The organism is Cyanobacterium stanieri LEGE 03274 (assembly GCF_015207825.1).
Taxonomy (GTDB): domain Bacteria; phylum Cyanobacteriota; class Cyanobacteriia; order Cyanobacteriales; family Cyanobacteriaceae; genus Cyanobacterium; species Cyanobacterium stanieri_B.
Genome location: NZ_JADEWC010000002.1, coordinates 1 through 16,044, shown reverse-complemented (window position 1 = coordinate 16,044; position 16,044 = coordinate 1). Strand labels below are relative to the sequence as shown.

14 protein-coding genes are annotated in these 16,044 nt (G+C 37.5%); 5 read left to right on the top strand and 9 right to left on the bottom strand.

Translation table 11 applies throughout. The features are described from left to right. Positions 1-96 precede the first annotated feature (96 nt). Complete coding sequence (locus IQ215_RS01065; protein WP_193799475.1) at positions 97-873, bottom strand: tryptophan-rich sensory protein; 777 nt, start codon at positions 871-873, stop codon at positions 97-99. Positions 874-1,171: 298 nt separating this feature from the next. Here IQ215_RS01065 and IQ215_RS01060 point away from each other — a divergent pair, with 298 nt between their 5' ends. The 4 genes from IQ215_RS01060 to IQ215_RS01045 all read left to right on the top strand — a co-directional run bounded on the left by IQ215_RS01060 (position 1,172) and on the right by IQ215_RS01045 (position 5,853). After that, positions 1,172-1,708: a late competence development ComFB family protein gene (locus IQ215_RS01060; protein WP_193799474.1), complete on the top strand. Its 537-nt coding sequence runs from the start codon at positions 1,172-1,174 to the stop codon at positions 1,706-1,708. A 27-nt stretch (positions 1,709-1,735) separates the two neighbouring features. Beyond that, a complete protein-coding gene (locus IQ215_RS01055; RefSeq protein ID WP_193799617.1) occupies positions 1,736-4,081 on the top strand; it encodes a heavy metal translocating P-type ATPase in 2,346 nt (781 codons plus the stop codon). 151 nt (positions 4,082-4,232) lie between these two features. Continuing rightward, a complete protein-coding gene (locus tag IQ215_RS01050) occupies positions 4,233-4,658 on the top strand; it encodes an FHA domain-containing protein (protein WP_193799473.1) in 426 nt (141 codons plus the stop codon). 196 nt (positions 4,659-4,854) lie between these two features. Further along, positions 4,855-5,853 (top strand): N-acetylmuramoyl-L-alanine amidase, encoded by a 999-nt coding sequence (locus tag IQ215_RS01045; protein WP_193799472.1) that lies wholly within the window; start codon positions 4,855-4,857, stop codon positions 5,851-5,853. A 230-nt stretch (positions 5,854-6,083) separates the two neighbouring features. Here the strand turns inward: IQ215_RS01045 and panB are convergent, their stop codons facing one another. From panB to prfA, 3 genes are all read right to left on the bottom strand, one after another. Continuing rightward, positions 6,084-6,857, bottom strand: coding sequence for a 3-methyl-2-oxobutanoate hydroxymethyltransferase (panB, locus tag IQ215_RS01040; RefSeq protein ID WP_193799471.1), 774 nt, complete (start codon positions 6,855-6,857; stop codon positions 6,084-6,086). Positions 6,858-7,013: 156 nt separating this feature from the next. Continuing rightward, complete coding sequence (locus tag IQ215_RS01035) at positions 7,014-7,556, bottom strand: hydrogenase subunit MbhD domain-containing protein (protein ID WP_193799470.1); 543 nt, start codon at positions 7,554-7,556, stop codon at positions 7,014-7,016. Between the two features lie 41 nt (positions 7,557-7,597). Next, complete coding sequence (gene prfA, locus IQ215_RS01030; RefSeq protein WP_193799469.1) at positions 7,598-8,707, bottom strand: peptide chain release factor 1; 1,110 nt, start codon at positions 8,705-8,707, stop codon at positions 7,598-7,600. 321 nt (positions 8,708-9,028) lie between these two features. Between prfA and IQ215_RS01025 the strand changes: the two genes are divergently transcribed. After that, positions 9,029-10,369, top strand: coding sequence for a class I SAM-dependent methyltransferase (locus tag IQ215_RS01025; RefSeq protein WP_193799468.1), 1,341 nt, complete (start codon positions 9,029-9,031; stop codon positions 10,367-10,369). Between the two features lie 334 nt (positions 10,370-10,703). Here the strand turns inward: IQ215_RS01025 and IQ215_RS01020 are convergent, their stop codons facing one another. The 5 genes from IQ215_RS01020 to IQ215_RS01000 form a co-directional block, all read right to left on the bottom strand. After that, positions 10,704-11,261 carry a Uma2 family endonuclease gene (locus tag IQ215_RS01020; RefSeq protein ID WP_193799467.1) on the bottom strand — a complete coding sequence of 186 codons (558 nt, stop codon included), beginning with the start codon at positions 11,259-11,261 and terminating at the stop codon, positions 10,704-10,706. 66 nt (positions 11,262-11,327) lie between these two features. After that, positions 11,328-13,511: an O-linked N-acetylglucosamine transferase, SPINDLY family protein gene (locus IQ215_RS01015; RefSeq protein WP_193799466.1), complete on the bottom strand. Its 2,184-nt coding sequence runs from the start codon at positions 13,509-13,511 to the stop codon at positions 11,328-11,330. A 24-nt stretch (positions 13,512-13,535) separates the two neighbouring features. Further along, a complete protein-coding gene (locus IQ215_RS01010; RefSeq protein ID WP_193799465.1) occupies positions 13,536-14,291 on the bottom strand; it encodes a hypothetical protein in 756 nt (251 codons plus the stop codon). A 36-nt stretch (positions 14,292-14,327) separates the two neighbouring features. Continuing rightward, on the bottom strand, positions 14,328-14,843 hold the full coding sequence (locus tag IQ215_RS01005) for a type IV pilin-like G/H family protein (protein ID WP_206688471.1): 516 nt from the start codon (positions 14,841-14,843) through the stop codon (positions 14,328-14,330). A 230-nt stretch (positions 14,844-15,073) separates the two neighbouring features. Next, positions 15,074-15,631, bottom strand: a complete 558-nt coding sequence (locus IQ215_RS01000; protein WP_193799464.1) for a type IV pilin-like G/H family protein — start codon at positions 15,629-15,631, stop codon at positions 15,074-15,076. Positions 15,632-16,044: the final 413 nt, after the last annotated feature.

Genomic DNA, 16,044 nt, shown 5'->3' with positions numbered 1-16,044 from the left:
ACACGGTTAACGATGGTTAGTTCAATTTATTGAACTAAGATATTAATATTACTAATTTGTAAGTGATCAAGCGGACTTGATATAATAGCTTAATTTTCAAATTCTTTTTCTCCTTGCTTTCGCTTTTCTCCCGATGATAATGAGTACCAGCAGTCCAGCTAGTACACCAGCTATGACGGCAAGGGTGAGATTTTCTTCTATTTGTCGCAAGGCGATTGCGACTAAAGCCCAAACAAACACTCCGCCATAAACGTTATCCCTACGTTGCCAAATGACTGTTACAGCTATGGTCGCACTTACTACCATCATGATGGCTGTCCACACTTGAGAACTGATTCCCCAGCCACCCCAATTTGCCCTGTCCAGAGCTGAAGCTATGTTAATAACAGTGGCTACACTAATCCAAGCGAAATAGATACTGATGGGAAAATTAATCAACCATTTTTGTAAGAAAGGAAGTTTTGTTAAGTTAATCCCTAACCTCAAGTAGAGGAGAATTAAAGGAATTAAAATTCCGACCATCGCCATAACCGATAGGGTAAACAGTTGAGATTGAAAAAGTAATACCCAGATAATTTGGCTCAAACTGCTGATGGCTAGATAGTAGCCCATCTGGCGAAAACGAGGATTATTGCTTTGAGTTGATAAAACTTGGTAAATAGCCAGACTGATTAATCCTAAATAAATAAGTCCCCAAATAGCAAAAGCATAGTTAGCGGGAATTATCAGTACATTGGGGAAGAAGGTAGTCGAAATTTCACCAATGGTTAATCCCTTCCAAGGGGCAATATTAGCCCAGATATTGATACCAAAAGCAGATAAAATAGCTAGAAAATTAACCCATTGTCTCAGTCTATCTTGATCAATTTTCATTATTTTTTAGCTTAAATGTGATATTAATTTTTTCCAATGCAATAATCCAATAGTACATTAATCTTTTCCCAATATATTTCACACTGTGATTAAGCAACATCTCATCTCTAACTTACAATCCAACACTTGTGCTATTCATAAACCGTTATTCCGAATTGAGGTTAATCTAAAATCAGTAACACCCAAAATCTTTTCAAATCCAAAGGTAATAAAATTAATTCTTGAGGGGTATAATGTCGTAAACACAAGATGTTAGTAAAATAGTAGTAGTATTTGCCTTCACAAAATTATAATCTCGATGAATATTAATAAAATCGTTGAACAAGCCCTCGAAAGTGGTTATTTAACACCAACCATGGAAGCTGAAGTAGGAAGACTGTGCGACACCTCCGCCGAATTATCCAATGAAGAATATTTAGCCCTAGATAAATTAATGGGTGCATTACTAACAGGGGAAGTGGTAGCCATGCCGAGAAAGCAATTTATCAATGTCATGGAAGAATTAGTCGTCAGCGAGGTAATTTCCCGAGTGGCTGAAATTGAAACCACTAGCAACCGACTTTTGGATGTGGGGGACATCGCCGCCTATGCCCTTAATCGTCTTCCTCCCCTTTATGCTACCACGGAGGAAGGAGCGAGTTTTCAACGTGAAAAGGCAAAAAAAGAACTAACGGAAATTATCAATAATCAGGTAGAACAAGCAATTTCATTGTATCTCGAGCGCCCTAACTTCCACCCCGAAAGACAAGCCCTCAACAAAGGCTCTCAATCCCATAATGTATTTGAACAGGTAACAAAATTATTACAATCCCAAGCCCCTAATTACGAATCATAATTGTTGTCCATCCCTATCCTATTGCTAATGATAACCGTTGCCCCTTCTCCATCATCTCCAAAAGATAACACTGCCAAAAATAATGATACTCTTACCCTTGATGTACAGGGAATGAAGTGCGCTGGTTGTGTTAAAGCTGTGGAAAGACAAATTAGCCAATATCCAGGGGTAGTTTGTGCCACGGTAAATTTAATTACTGCGGTTGCCTTGGTGGAGTATCAAAAAGGAGAAGTTGAACCTGAAAACTTAGCTCAAAAACTTACCCTAGGGGGTTTTCCTAGTGAAGTAAGAACATCGGTAGATGAACAGAATTGGCAAAAAATAAGGGAAAAACAACAACAAACAGAACAAAGATTACAAACATATCAGTTAATTAGTGCTGTAATCTTGTTAATTTTTTCTACCATTGGACATCTCCATCATTTTGTTGGTATGGGTTATTTACATCCTCTCACTAACATTTGGTTTCATTGGGCTTTGGCAACCCTAGCATTAATGATTCCGGGTAGGGAAATTATTTTAAATGGTTGGCAAGGGTTATGGCATCGTCAACCAAATATGAATAGTTTAATCGGTCTTGGTACTGTTTCGGCTTATCTGGCTAGTTGTGTGGCGTTGGTTTTTCCTGATTTGGGATGGGAATGCTTTTTTGATGAGCCTGTGATGCTATTGGGTTTTATCTTTTTAGGACGAGTTTTGGAAAGTAGAGCCAGAAATAAGGCTTCTGAAGCCCTAGAAGCATTGATGAGTTTACGCCCCCCTTGGGCAAGAATTATTGGTAAGGACAAAAATAATCAGGATGAGGGGTTAAAGATTCCTTCTGCTCAAGTTAAACCCCAAGAATGGGTAAGGGTATTGGAAGGGGAACAATTTCCCGTGGATGGTACGATTATTCTAGGTGATACTAGCGTGGATGAGTCGATGTTGACAGGGGAATCCATGGCGGTGTTTAAGGGTAAGGGAGATGGAGTGTGTGCGGGTACGATCAATCTTGGGGGTATGGTGGTGGTGGAAACCACTGAGTCTGGCTCAAAAACGGTGTTGAGTCAAATTATTGCTATGGTGGAGGAAGCCCAAACTAGAAAAGCCCCTGTACAAAAATTGGCGGATACGGTGTCTGGATATTTTGCTTATGGTATTATGACGATCGCCCTGATGACTTTCTGTTTTTGGTATGGTTGGGGTACAAAAAATTGGTCATATCTTTTAGGGGATTTGGACACCTCAGCCTTGATTATGAGCCTCAAATTAGCCATTGATGTCTTAGTGATAGCCTGTCCTTGCGCCCTTGGTTTAGCAACTCCCACGGCGATTTTAGTGGGTACTGGGGTAGGTGCGGAGCAAGGGTTATTGATTAAGGGGGGAGATGTGTTGGAACAGGCTCAGAACCTTGATATAATAGTCTTTGATAAAACGGGTACTTTAACTGAAGGACGTTTTGAGGTTACGGATATAGTTAATGTGGGCAACCATGAATTCTCCCATGGTGAATTATTACAGATTGCTTCTAGTTTGGAAATCGCTTCTAATCATCCTGTTGCCCAAGCCCTCGTCAGGGAAGCCAACAACCAAGGGTTATCATTTTTGGATACGGATAATGTGGAAAACTATCCTAGTGGGGGTATTCGGGGGGATGTCCATGGCACAAAAAATTTCTATTGTGGTAATGAGTCATGGTTAGAGGGAGAAGGAATTTATCTCGATGTCGCCGTTAAAAGACAGGTTGTGAATTTACAAAACGGGGGTAAAACCGTTATTTATTTGGCTCAGGGAAATACTCCTTTAGGCTTTTTTGCCTTGGCTGATGAAATTCGCCCTTTTGCACGACAAACCGTTGCCCAAATTCAGGGGATGGGGTCAGATGTAATATTACTTAGTGGCGATCAAGTTAATGTGGTACGGGCGATCGCCTCTAAACTAAACATTAATACTTACTATGGTGGTGTTAATCCCCAAGAAAAAGGACAATTAATCAAAGAATTAAAACAAAAATTCCCCGACAAAACCATTGCCATGGTGGGAGACGGCATTAATGACGCCCCTGCCATGACGGAAGCCGATTTTGCCATTGCCATGCCCCAAGGTTCGGAAATTGCCATCAAAACTGCTTCAGTGGTATTAACAAGAAATAAGTTAAGCGATATTATCACCGCCATCAAACTCAGTCAAAAAACCCTCCAGAAAATCAAACAAAATCTGTTTTGGGCATTAAGTTACAATGTAATAACCATACCCATTGCGGCGGGGATACTTTTACCTAGCTATCATATATTGCTCAACCCTGCTACCGCAGGGGGATTTATGGCATTAAGTTCTATTGTTGTTGTCACTAACTCCCTACAACTCAAAAAATGGACAGTTGATAACAAATAAAGGATAATGGAAATGATTATTAAGGCCATAACAATTATTTCTGTTAAAAAGTCTTTATCCTTTCATCAGGGACTACACCTGATTTGCATTACTACAAAATGATCTTAGTGAATCCATATCATCAGCAAAATAGTTATTATAAAAATTAGAAATGACAGCTCAACCCCACACCGCCCATATCTTAGTTGTAGAAGACGATAAAGGAAGAAGAGAAATATTATTGAAAAAAAATAAATATTCCATCGGTAGAGGTAGAAACTGCGATATAGTCATCCAATCACCCTTTGTATCTCGTCATCATGCCACTATTATGCGTATTTTTGATGAAGAAGGTCTTGCCCATTATCATATTGTGGATGGCAACGGAGAGGAATTGAGTGCAAATGGTATCATCATTAATGGTAAGAAGGTTAATAATGCTCAATTAAAAACAGGGGATAAGGTTGTATTTGGACCACAAGTTTTTGCTATCTATCATCAATCTAGTCGGGATGTATTTCCTCCCCTTCCCCCCGATGATCCTTTTGATATTACTTTGATTGATCCTGCTATGATGGGGACAGATTTTGAAATTTAAGGTGTGTTGAAAAAGTTGGGCAACTAGAGGGGGGAATGATGAACCTACGCTCATCAGCCAAGGGGAATAGTTTTGAATGGTTTATAAAAATTTTTGGATTTGTTAACCTCACGATTTTAGATGAAACAAAATATTTTTAAGGTATTCATAAGATAAAGAGTTAACCTTAAAAATGTGTGAGGAGTAGAGATTGGATATGTATTTAAGATCGATTATTTTAGCAACCATAATTTTTCCTTGGTGGGGTTTGAGTGCCTGGGCTAGTTCATTGCAATATTGGAAGTTTAATCAAAATCTTAGTCGTTTAGAAATTGTCACGGAAAATAATGTTATTCCTAGGGCGCAATTAATGGCGAATCCCACTCGGTTGGTGGTGGATTTGCCTAATACGAGGGTGGGAGAAACTCGCCGTGATGGGGAGGTAAGTAGTTATGTGCGAGAAGTGAGGGTGGGGCAACTTGATAGTCAAACTACTCGTCTGGTGGTGGAGTTGACGGGTAATTATACCATGCGCCCTTGGCAAATAAAGGTACGTAGCCTCGCCCCTAATCGTTGGTATGTGCAGTTACCTAAGTTTCAAACCCCTGATATATACAGTTTACCTGATGGCAACACCGTGGCGATCGCCGTTCCTGCCCCCACCATTGCCACTGCAACTCAAAATCGTGGTACGGTTGTAATTGATCCTGGACATGGGGGACGAGATCCGGGGGCCATTGGTTTACGGGGTGTTGGGGAAAAGGGAATTGTTTTGGAAATTTCTCAGGAAACGGCTAGGGTGCTACGAGGGGGGGGTTATCAGGTAATTATGACTCGTAATAGTGATGTATTTGTTTCCCTTGAACAACGGGCGAGGTTGGCTAATGATCGGGATGGGGATGTTTTTGTTAGTATTCATGCTAATGCGGTGGGGGGTAATCGCCCGGAGGTTAATGGTTTGGAAACTTATTATTTTCAAACGGGAAGGCTTTTGGCTCATACGATTCATCGTACTATTTTACGGCGTTTGAGTGTGGGCGATCGCAATGTACGTCAAGCTAGATTTTATGTGCTTCGTAATACTAATATGCCTGCGGTGTTAGTGGAGGTGGGGTTTTTGACGGGTGCTACGGATAATCGCAATTTATCTAATTCTAGCTATCGTCGGCAAATGGGAGAGGCGATCGCCCATGGTATTATGGAATATTTAAGATAACTTTAATGGGGAATGGGGAACAGGCAACGGGGAATAGATAATAATTGTTTATCATCAATTGTTACACGGTGGATAATAGTATAAGTATTTTTGTAACATCACCGTGTAATGAATTACACGGCTAACGGCAGTTCGTTCAATAAATTAAACTAAGATATTAATATTATTGCTAACAAGACGAAAAATATTATCCCAAACTCAAGTTAAGATACTACTAATAGCGTCTATTTTTAGGGAAATTGGTGCGATCGCACTTCTTTAGCATACTGACTTACGGAATCGGAAATAATGGTTTTTAAATCCGTATAAATCTTGGCAAAAGGAGGTACTTTTGGGGATAAACCCAATAAATCAGCGGTTACTAATACCTGTCCATCGCAACTTTTTCCCGCCCCGATACCAATGGTAGGAATGGAAAGACTGTGGGTAATTTTTTGTGCTAATTCTTCGGTCATATGTTCTAATACAATGGCAAAAGCCCCTGCTTTTTCGAGGGCTACCGCTTGATTAAAAATGGTTTCTTGGGCGATCGCACTTTTACCTTGTTGTTTATAACCCAAAACCCTTACAGACTGAGGAGTTAAGCCCACATGACCCATAACAGGAATACCAATTTCCGTTAATCTAGTCACTGTTTCCACCATGGCAGGATAACCCCCCTCTAGTTTCACCGCATCAGCATTGGTTTCCTTAATAATTTTCCCCGCCGACTCAATGGCATGGGTTACACTGGTTTGATAGGTTAAAAAAGGTAAATCACACACCACAAAAGAGCGTTTTACCCCCCGACACACAGCCTTAGTATGGTGTATCATCTCCTCAAGGGTAATGGGTAAAGTATTATTATGACCTAATGCCACCATGGCCAAGGAATCGCCCACCAAAATTAAGTCAATTTGAGCATCATCGAGTAAAGATGCGATGGCATAATCCCAAGCCGTCAAACATACAATAGGCTTTTTTTCCTGTTTCCATTGACACAATTTTTGAATAGTGACTTTCATTTGTTGTTAAATGCTTAATAGCTAATAATTACGCCTTGACGAAAAAAAATGCCCTTCTTTGAGATGGGCAATGAAAAATTAATAATTAAACCTTTCTCAGCACTCATTACCTTATTTTCCGCCTCCTCATCTCCCTAACATCTGACATGGTTAATATTAGTGTTTAATAGCTCCTTCTAATTTTTTATCCATAAACACTTGATTAATTTCAGGCTTAATAATTTCGTATATCCGAGGAACTCTCACAATGGTTTGATAGGATGATATAGAGCCAGTTTCCTCCTCCTGAGTATTGGAGATGATACCGTGAATATCTTCATTCTTGAGGGCGTTATTTAACTGCTCTTTGGTTTCATAGGTTAATAGCTCCAATCTTAAATAGTGTTGAGCAATAACTTCCTTTAATTTAGCATTAATTTCGGTCAATTCTGCCGAACCTTCCGAATTGCTTAGAATACCCATTTTAAGGATCATCGATGAACGAATGGCAATAATATAAAGAGCAATACTTAATAAAGTACCCACTAGGGCTTCGGTTAAGGCCACATCAGCGCCCCCTAAAACCACATAAACTAAAACCGCTACAGCCCCTAGTATTCCTCTAATTACTAGGGCATAGTAAGGATTTTTTTGCAGGATAAACAAAAAGGTGGCGATGGGCATCAAAGCAGTAATGATGTATATATATAAGTTGTCCATGGTGGATAATTAATTGATGATCAAAATTAATATTATAATTTTTATAATGCTTGGGCGGTGTCGGGAGAGGCGGCCATCTCCTCTAGTCTTTCCTGTTGATCTTGAGCTATACAAGCCTGTATAACATCGGTTATTTTACCTTCTAATACTGAATTAAGGTCAAAGTTACGATTTAAACGGTGATCCGTTGCTCGATTATCTTTATAATTATAGGTGCGAATTTTTTCAGATCTTGCCCCTGTACCCACTTGGGATTTACGCATAGAGCTTACCGAGTCCTGTTGCTCCTTTAATTTCATCTCATATAGCTTTGCCCGTAAAATCTGCATCGCCCTTTCACGGTTTTTAAGTTGCGATCGCTCCTCAGTACAGAAAATACGAATACCTGTGGGTTTATGGGTTAAATCAACCGCCGTTTCTACCTTGTTCACGTTTTGTCCCCCAGCGCCCCCAGAACGAGCCGTACTTATTTCAAGGTCTTTAGGGTCAATTTCCACTTCCACATCATCAACCTCAGGCATAATCGCCACCGTAGCGGTGGATGTGTGAACCCTTCCCCCAGCCTCCGTTAAAGGTACTCGTTGCACCCGATGCACCCCCGCTTCAAACTTTAATTGACTATAAACATTATCCCCAGTAATCTCCAAAATAGCTTCCTTAAAGCCCCCCATTTCCGCAGGAGATTCGCTGAGTAGCTTGACATTCCAATTTACCAACTCCGCATAACGGGAATACATTCTTACCAAGTCCCCAGCCCAAATACTAGCCTCATCTCCCCCAGTACCAGCCCTAATTTCTAACATGATATTTTTATCATCATTAGGATCTCGAGGTAACAACAATACTTTTAATTTAGCCTCTAATTCATCAATTTTTGTTTCTAATTCTTCAATCTCCATCCCTGCCAATTCCTTCATTTCAGGATCACTATTGGACTCCTTATAAATCTCCTTCGCCCCTTTTAACTCCTCTTGGGCTTCTTGCCATTGATTGTAAGTAATAACGGTTTCTTCTAAGGAAGAACGCATTTTGGCAATTTTCTGCAATTCCGTGGGATTGGTTGCTATATCTGGATCTCCTAGTTTTCTGGTCAACTCGTTAAAAGTTGTTTCAACGGAGTTTAACTTATCTATTAAATACGATTCTGCCATCTTTAATCTTTAAAAAATAATTTAATTATAATATTGAAGCTACTTTAAAACCTAATTTTACCATTGAGGAACTAAGACAAACTCTGTTGAGATTCCTAGTTTATTAGTCCTCTTGGTTTTTTTCATAGGTTCAAAATGTCATAGACTTTATTGATAATTATAAACCACCATGACATCGACCATGATTATGGGGGAGGTTGAACCACGTATCTAACAAATATTAAGCACTAATTCAAAAACTCAAAAACTATAGATATTACATTGTGGGGGATTTATAATTATTGGGAATATCTAAAAAATAAAAAATATCCTAATCATCAGATGAATCAAGACACCACAAAATCGTTACAGGAACAATATGACAATCTGCCCTATCCACAAATTCCCATCGAACAATCTCCCGAAGAATATTATGACACTTTATTTATTCACGATTTAACCACCCCTTATTATTTATCTCAACAAAAAATAATTGACACCAAGGATAAAGTTATTTTAGATGCGGGATGCGGTAGCGGATGGACTTCTTTATTTTTAGCTTATGCCAATCCGGGGGCAAAAATTATCGGGATTGATTTATCTCCAAAATCTGTAGAAGTTGCTAAAAAAAGATTAAATCATCATGGTTTTACTAACTCTGAATTTTATGCTCTTTCCATAGAAGATATTGACAAATTAAATTATCGTTTTGACTATATTAACTGTGATGAAGTTATTTATTTATTACCTGATGCTGAAAAGGTATTAAAATTATTTCAATCTTTACTTAATGAGCAAGGAATTATCAGGGTTAATTTTCATAGTTATTATCAAAGGTTTAACTTTTTTAGGTTACAAAAATTGTTTAAAAATATGGGTTTGATGGACAGTAACCCAGATGATTTAGAAGTTGAATTAGTAAAAGAAACTTTCAATAGTTTAAATGATTCGGTTGCAGCGAAACAGTTATGGAAAAATAAATTTGCTTCCATGGCTTTACCTCCTCAAAAACAAAAACAATCTATTTTAGTTAACTATCTTTTACAAGGGGATAAAGGCTTTACTATTCCTCAAGTATTTGAGATGTTAAAGTCTTCCCATTTGAGTTTTTTAAGTATGGTAATGTGGAGAAAATGGAATATTCGAGATTTATTTCAAAATCCTGATAGTTTACCTGATATTTGGGAGTTAGGATTGGGGGAGGTTTCCCACGAAGAAGAATTATCTCTTTATGAATTATTAAACCCAGTTCATCGTTTAATCGATTTTTGGTGTGTTAATGATAATCTTCAATCTTCTATAAATCCTGTGATTAATTGGGATAAAAAAGATTGGGGAATGGCTAAAATTTCTTTACATCCTCGCTTAAAATATAAGAAAATAAAAGAAGACTTATTAAAAGCTATTAGAACTAAACAATCTTTTCTTTTTAATCGTTATATTTCGTTTCCTGCTAAGGGTAATATTGACATCGAAAGTGATATTGCTAGTTGTTTAATTGTTCTTTGGGAAAAAGATAGTGTTACCTTAGAGGAGTTAGTTAAACGTTGGTTAATTATTCAACCAAATGATTTAGTTTCTTTACAACCAAAGTCTATGGAAGTGGCTTATGATGAGTTGATTAATGTTATTGTTAGATTGGAAAATTTTCTATATATTTTAGTGGAAAAAATTGAGGAATAAACAAATTTATATGGAGCAATTATCAGCATTTAAAAATTAATATTTTTTGTTATGCCATAGGAAAGTTTTGGAATATAGTTGATGTTCGCTGAATCTATTATCTCTTATTTCACAACAAGTCTATTAAAAGCTCTTTTTTTGAATAGATTAATCAACGGCTCGATGCTGAAAATATGCCCTAGTGTGTTCACAATAGTATAAATATAATACTCTAATTGAAGTTGAGTAACTGTGATTTTTAGTGTTGATCAATTATTATTTACGGTATCTAAATAAAAGGTTTCTAGGGCTTGAGATAAAAAAGGGCTTCCCTAACAAAGTTCTAATGAAGTAACTAAAACAAGATGCGATCAATTTTTATGGTGATAGCTTCTGGTTGACTCAAGGTTAAAGAATTTTCAGAAGAGAGTTTTGTTATATTCTGATAATAGTTTTTCTGGGGATTTTGATATACTTCTAATAAGTTTTGATTGAGATCCACTAACCACACTTCTTGAACTTTATTTTCTGCATAGATAGGTATTTTAAAGGTGCGATCGTAGTCTATACTGCTATCAGCCACTTCGATTAACAAGAAAATGTCTTCAACGGTAGGATGGTCATTTGCGTAAAAATCCTTGCGAGGTTTCAATAAAACAATATCAGGCTGTGGCTCAGAATTATCATTAAGTTTAATCGGATCTTGTACCCCTATAATAACTTTTGAACCTAACTTTTCTGCAAATAAATAATTGATTTTTTTGACACAAGAAGCGTGTTTAAATCCTACTGGTGACATTTCAAAAATTTCCCCATTAATTAACTCAATTAAATAATCTTCTTTCAACACGCCCGATGTGATTATTTGATGATATTCTTCGATAGCAAATTTTTTACGAGGTAAAGTTAACATATTTTTTTTAGATTGATTTCAATCCCGCCATGAAAATAATTATATCAACAATAAGCTAAGACGCATTTAACTTGCATTTTCTCTCAAATATATTTCCCACATTTGTTGATATGCCTTTTCCATTTCCCTCGTAAACTGTTTGGCATCCCAGAGGGGGGAGGTTTTCTTGGATTGTTTTAGTTTCCAGCTTACTTCTTTGCGTAGGTTTTCATCGGTGCCGAATTTGATACCCCACTCGATATATTCCTCCTCACTCCATGCGATGCCTTCGGTGATACCTGCATTAACCATATAGGTATAACTGTTACGGGCGGCGAATTGTTCACCGACTCTAGTTACTACGGGGATTTCTGCCCAGAGGGCTTCTAGGGTGGTGGTGGAGCCGTTGTAGGGGTAGGTATCGAGGATGACATCGGCAATGGCTTGTAGGTTGGCTCGGTGGGTTTCTACGCTAGGATCTGACGGTATAAAGCGTAATTTGTCAAGGGGTACATTTTCTGATTTGGCGATGTCGGTGACTAATTCTTTTAGGGCTTCTTCGTCTTTACGGATTTTGGTGAATAGGTAGCCATTAGGTACGGCATTAACTATTTTTAGTTGGGATTTGAGGATGTCTGGATTTAGTTTGGCGGGGTTTTGGAGGTTCATGAAGATAATATCATCTTTGCCTAGTCCAAAGTCCTCTCTTTTTCGGGTGGGGGTAGCGCTTTCAAAGCCGTCAATGGCGAGGTAGGTATGGGGAAGGCGCCAGATTTTTTCTCTGTAGTGTTGTTCGGCGTGATCTGGTAGGACGTAGGGATCTGCGATATAGTAGTCTATGGTGGGAAGTCCTGATGCGTCTAAGCCTAGCCAAGTGACTTGGATGGGTGCTGGTTTTTGGCATAGCACAAGGTTGGTAATGTTAAAACTAATACTATCAAGATCGATTAAAATATCGATTTCATCTTCTTTAATTTTTGAAACTAATAAATTAACATTTCTGTATCCCATAAAAAAGTTTTTTGCTTTACCTTTAAACCATTTTTCTGTTATATCGTCTTCATTGTCTCCTGTACAATAGATATATACATCAAATAAATCAGGGTCATGATGGTTAATTAGCCAACGGCATAGAAAACCAACAGAGTGTTTTCTGAGGGTATGTCCAATATAGCCAATTTTTAATGGTCTGTTTATTTGTTTTTTGTTGGGATAAGTTTCAGAACTTGAAGTGGATCTTTGATTATAGCGGTAAAATAACTTTGATATTTGATTAAATAGATAGCGGTTCTTTATTAGGTCGTCTTGCATATACAATAAGCAATACAAGCCAATTATAAAAGAATCTTTTGCCCAAGTGTCAGGATTAGAATCTTTCTGATTAATCATTATCTCCCAGAGATGGAGTTGTTGTTCGTGAATACTAAAGACTTTTTTCCATTGCCCAATGGTTAAATAGTAGTAGAACAAGATGTTATTACTTAATGATTGTCCTGCTAATGAAAGACTATTTTCTTTTAGAAATAATGCGGTTTTTTGTGCTTTGGGATAGTTCTGAGAGGTTAAATATAATCCATATAAATCTCTATAAATAGTGAGATTTTCGGGTTCAACTGTGAGACATATATTGAGCAGATCAATGGCATAACCGGGATATTTTATGGTGGCGAAAACTTGTTGATTTCCGCAAGATTTTATCTTTTGATAGACTAAAGAATCATTTTTGGTGTATTTCAGAATTGCTTGTGCTAGTTGGACACTGGTTTTTTTTGGAATGGGTAATATTAGATCAAGAATAATTAATAAGAAGTTGAAATCTACTTTCTGGGGATTATCTTGTTCTAAAAGTTGAATAATTCCCCATTTATTGATGAATTCTGGATTAAAACTGTTGAGAATAAATGATAGTCTTAATAAGGAAAGGAGATTGGCTAAATCATCAGGATCTATTTCTTTTATTAGGCTGCAAATATCCCACACTAATAAGTAGTTTTCTTTTTTCGTTTGCTCTTGGGCTTGTTTTTGCAAGATTTGTTTGAGTTGCTTATTCCATAACTCTAACTCTTGCTCTGTTTCTGCTTGATCAAAGATTAATAACCAAACACTTTGGGCTTCTGTTTCCTGTTGATTTAAAAAATAAGCTAGTCCTAAATATAAATAATTAGTAACTTCGTCAGGGGTTTCTTCGATGATATTTTCGTATATTTTAATAACTTGCTGGTAGTTGCCTTGATTTAGAAAAGATATGACAGAATCATCCCAGTTACTCATGTTTGCTTTACTCAAATTGATTACTTATTCTTCTTTCATTTTGACAGAAACTCGGTTTTCTGTGAGTGTTACTTCTGCTCCTAGTTCGTCTAAATAGTCTAAGATTCTTTGTTGTGTTTTTTCGTCTTTTGCTCTCATTAATAAACCGGCCCAAGAGCTAGCTGTGACAAGGCTAGGATCAGGATTTGATTCTAAAAATTTAATTGTTTGTTGTAATCTTTGAATTTGGTCGTTGCTATAAATATTATTGGTATCTTCTCTTGCCCATTGAAGTGCTTGGCGATAAGTTTTGGTAGCTTCGGCAATATCTGCTAAAAATAAAATTTCATTGGTCGCTTTCATTATCAGTATTTCAGGGGTGTACGGTATGCTAGGAGATAAATTTTCTAAACCTTGGGCAATTATTTGATTACTTTTGTCGGGCTGAAGGGCAAATATGGTGGTGGCGGGTTCAAGGAAAGGGTAAGCTGAAATAAATTTGGGATCTCGCTTAACGATAGTTTCAAAATAGAGGGGAGACAAATCATAACCTGTAACGTCTCTAGCAGGAGCGTCTCCATAATATTGAATAAAGTCAAGGAATGTCCAACTGGTCATTAAGTTATCAAAACCGAGGAGGGAAGTTTTTTGAAATAGTTGCATATAGGTTATTCTGGCATTATCTTCTTGTTGATAATAAGTTTCTTCAGCCTGATTTTGACTAATACTGTTTTGCTGGATATGGACGATACCACTCACATTTAAAGATATTAGTAATAGGTTTAATATGGCTTTATACATAAATGTGGTAGGTTATTAATGATAGTTACCTTATTTTTATTTTAAAGTATCTCCTTCAATACAACCATTTGCTAAGGTTGGAGGTTGAATTTCTTGAATTGGGGTTTCACTTTGACAAAGAAACATGGAATAAGTGGCGTTTGTGTTATCAAAAAAAGTTCCTCCAGAGTATGCTCTTATGCTATCTCTTTGATAGTTTTCATTAACCAGAACCACTGTTGCGGCAATGTTAGTAACATCAAATTTATAGTCACTAATATAAGTATTTTGGAAATTAAGTCCTAGTTTAGAAAATATTTCGTTATAGTCATTACCATCGGCAAATATTCTTTTTTCCCAATGGTAAGCCTGTTGAGAACGGTTGATTGTACCAACAGTGTTTTTATGTTCAGTTTCTCTGGCTTTGCCTATCTGACTTACCAGATTTGGAAGGGAGACTGCTGCTAAAACACCAACTATGATAACAACAACTAATAATTCGATGAGGGTAAATCCTTTCGATTTAGTTTGCACTGAACGATAAAGGTAGGTATAGATTAAGTATGTATTCATGATGCATTGGATATAACATTGCAAGTTTATTTGATTTTATTTATCCTTCATCAGTGAAGTTCAGTCAAATTATATATCTAGTATGTGTTAAAACAATTTACCTGGAAGATAGTGCATAAAAAATAAATTAACTGATGGGGAAGGAATAAAAAAGGAGCAGAATTTTTTTTATAATTCTACTCCCTTGACTACTTGTTTTGCACGATGACAAGAGCCACCGCTAGAAGTAATTAATTAATTACTTCACTATCATTAGGACATTCTACTGCGCTTACACTGCTTATGTCTGGGGCTCCAGTATTTGCGGCAATCTCATTACTCTGACACAAAACTTGGTTATAAGTTGCATTAGTTGCATCGAATCCAATGGCGCTGGAGTAGGCTCTAGTTCCATCAGTTTTAAATTCTGCATTTTCAGTTTGAGCGGAAGCGGCACTAGCCCCTGCACCACCACCAGCAAATGTTACACCACTACTTGCCTGATCCCAATCTAAATAATCACTGTTGGCAAAAGCGGTGGACAGTCCTAGTTCACCTAAATCACTACCGAAACGACGACGTTCAAAGTGGAAAGCTTGTTGAGAGCGATTGACTGTACCTGCTGCGTTTTTGAGTTCTGTTTCTCTAGCTTTACCTACTTGGTTGAGGAGGTTGGGGAGAGCGACGGCGGCTAGTACACCGATGATGATTACTACTACTAAGAGTTCGATGAGGGTGAAGCCTTCTTCACCTTTTTTCTTTTTGTTGGCGACGTAGTTTAAATATTTTAAGGTTACTTCTGGTTTCATGGTTGTTTCTCCTGTGAGAGTTATTTTAAAAGTTTTTTCTTTTTCTGTTATTTATAAGTTACCCAGTTCGGATCATGGATCGATCACCTTGGGGGAAATTTTTTTTGTTTTTTCTTGTTCCCCCCTTACAAAGGGGGGCTAGGGGGGATCTTATGGCGTTAGGGGATGCCCCTAAATCCTCCTTAAGAAAGGGGACTTTGCTGTTTGAGGTGGTGCGGTGGGGGGTAAGGGGCTTTCAGCTCATAATCAGATTGTCATCCGCCTTGTAATGAATTCCAAGGCTACGGGTTTATCGTTCAATAAATTGAACTGTAATTACTATTAGGATAGGGTGGGTTAAGGGGCGATTGGGTCATAATCAGATTGTCAAGATATATTATCATCCGCCTTGTAATGAATTCCAAGGCTACGGG

Bases quoted from the DNA above. Each gene is read 5' to 3' on its own strand.
- IQ215_RS01000 (WP_193799464.1), bottom strand. From the start codon at position 15,631: ATGAAACCAGAAGTAACCTTAAAATATTTAAACTACGTCGCCAACAAA.
- IQ215_RS01055 (WP_193799617.1), top strand. From the start codon at position 1,736: ATGATAACCGTTGCCCCTTCTCCATCATCTCCAAAAGATAACACTGCC.
- prfA (WP_193799469.1), bottom strand. From the start codon at position 8,707: ATGGCAGAATCGTATTTAATAGATAAGTTAAACTCCGTTGAAACAACT.
- IQ215_RS01060 (WP_193799474.1), top strand. From the start codon at position 1,172: ATGAATATTAATAAAATCGTTGAACAAGCCCTCGAAAGTGGTTATTTA.
- IQ215_RS01050 (WP_193799473.1), top strand. From the start codon at position 4,233: ATGACAGCTCAACCCCACACCGCCCATATCTTAGTTGTAGAAGACGAT.
- IQ215_RS01015 (WP_193799466.1), bottom strand. From the start codon at position 13,511: ATGAGTAACTGGGATGATTCTGTCATATCTTTTCTAAATCAAGGCAAC.
- IQ215_RS01045 (WP_193799472.1), top strand. From the start codon at position 4,855: ATGTATTTAAGATCGATTATTTTAGCAACCATAATTTTTCCTTGGTGG.
- IQ215_RS01005 (WP_206688471.1), bottom strand. From the start codon at position 14,843: ATGAATACATACTTAATCTATACCTACCTTTATCGTTCAGTGCAAACT.
- panB (WP_193799471.1), bottom strand. From the start codon at position 6,857: ATGAAAGTCACTATTCAAAAATTGTGTCAATGGAAACAGGAAAAAAAG.
- IQ215_RS01010 (WP_193799465.1), bottom strand. From the start codon at position 14,291: ATGTATAAAGCCATATTAAACCTATTACTAATATCTTTAAATGTGAGT.
- IQ215_RS01025 (WP_193799468.1), top strand. From the start codon at position 9,029: ATGAATCAAGACACCACAAAATCGTTACAGGAACAATATGACAATCTG.
- IQ215_RS01035 (WP_193799470.1), bottom strand. From the start codon at position 7,556: ATGGACAACTTATATATATACATCATTACTGCTTTGATGCCCATCGCC.
- IQ215_RS01020 (WP_193799467.1), bottom strand. From the start codon at position 11,261: ATGTTAACTTTACCTCGTAAAAAATTTGCTATCGAAGAATATCATCAA.
- IQ215_RS01065 (WP_193799475.1), bottom strand. From the start codon at position 873: ATGAAAATTGATCAAGATAGACTGAGACAATGGGTTAATTTTCTAGCT.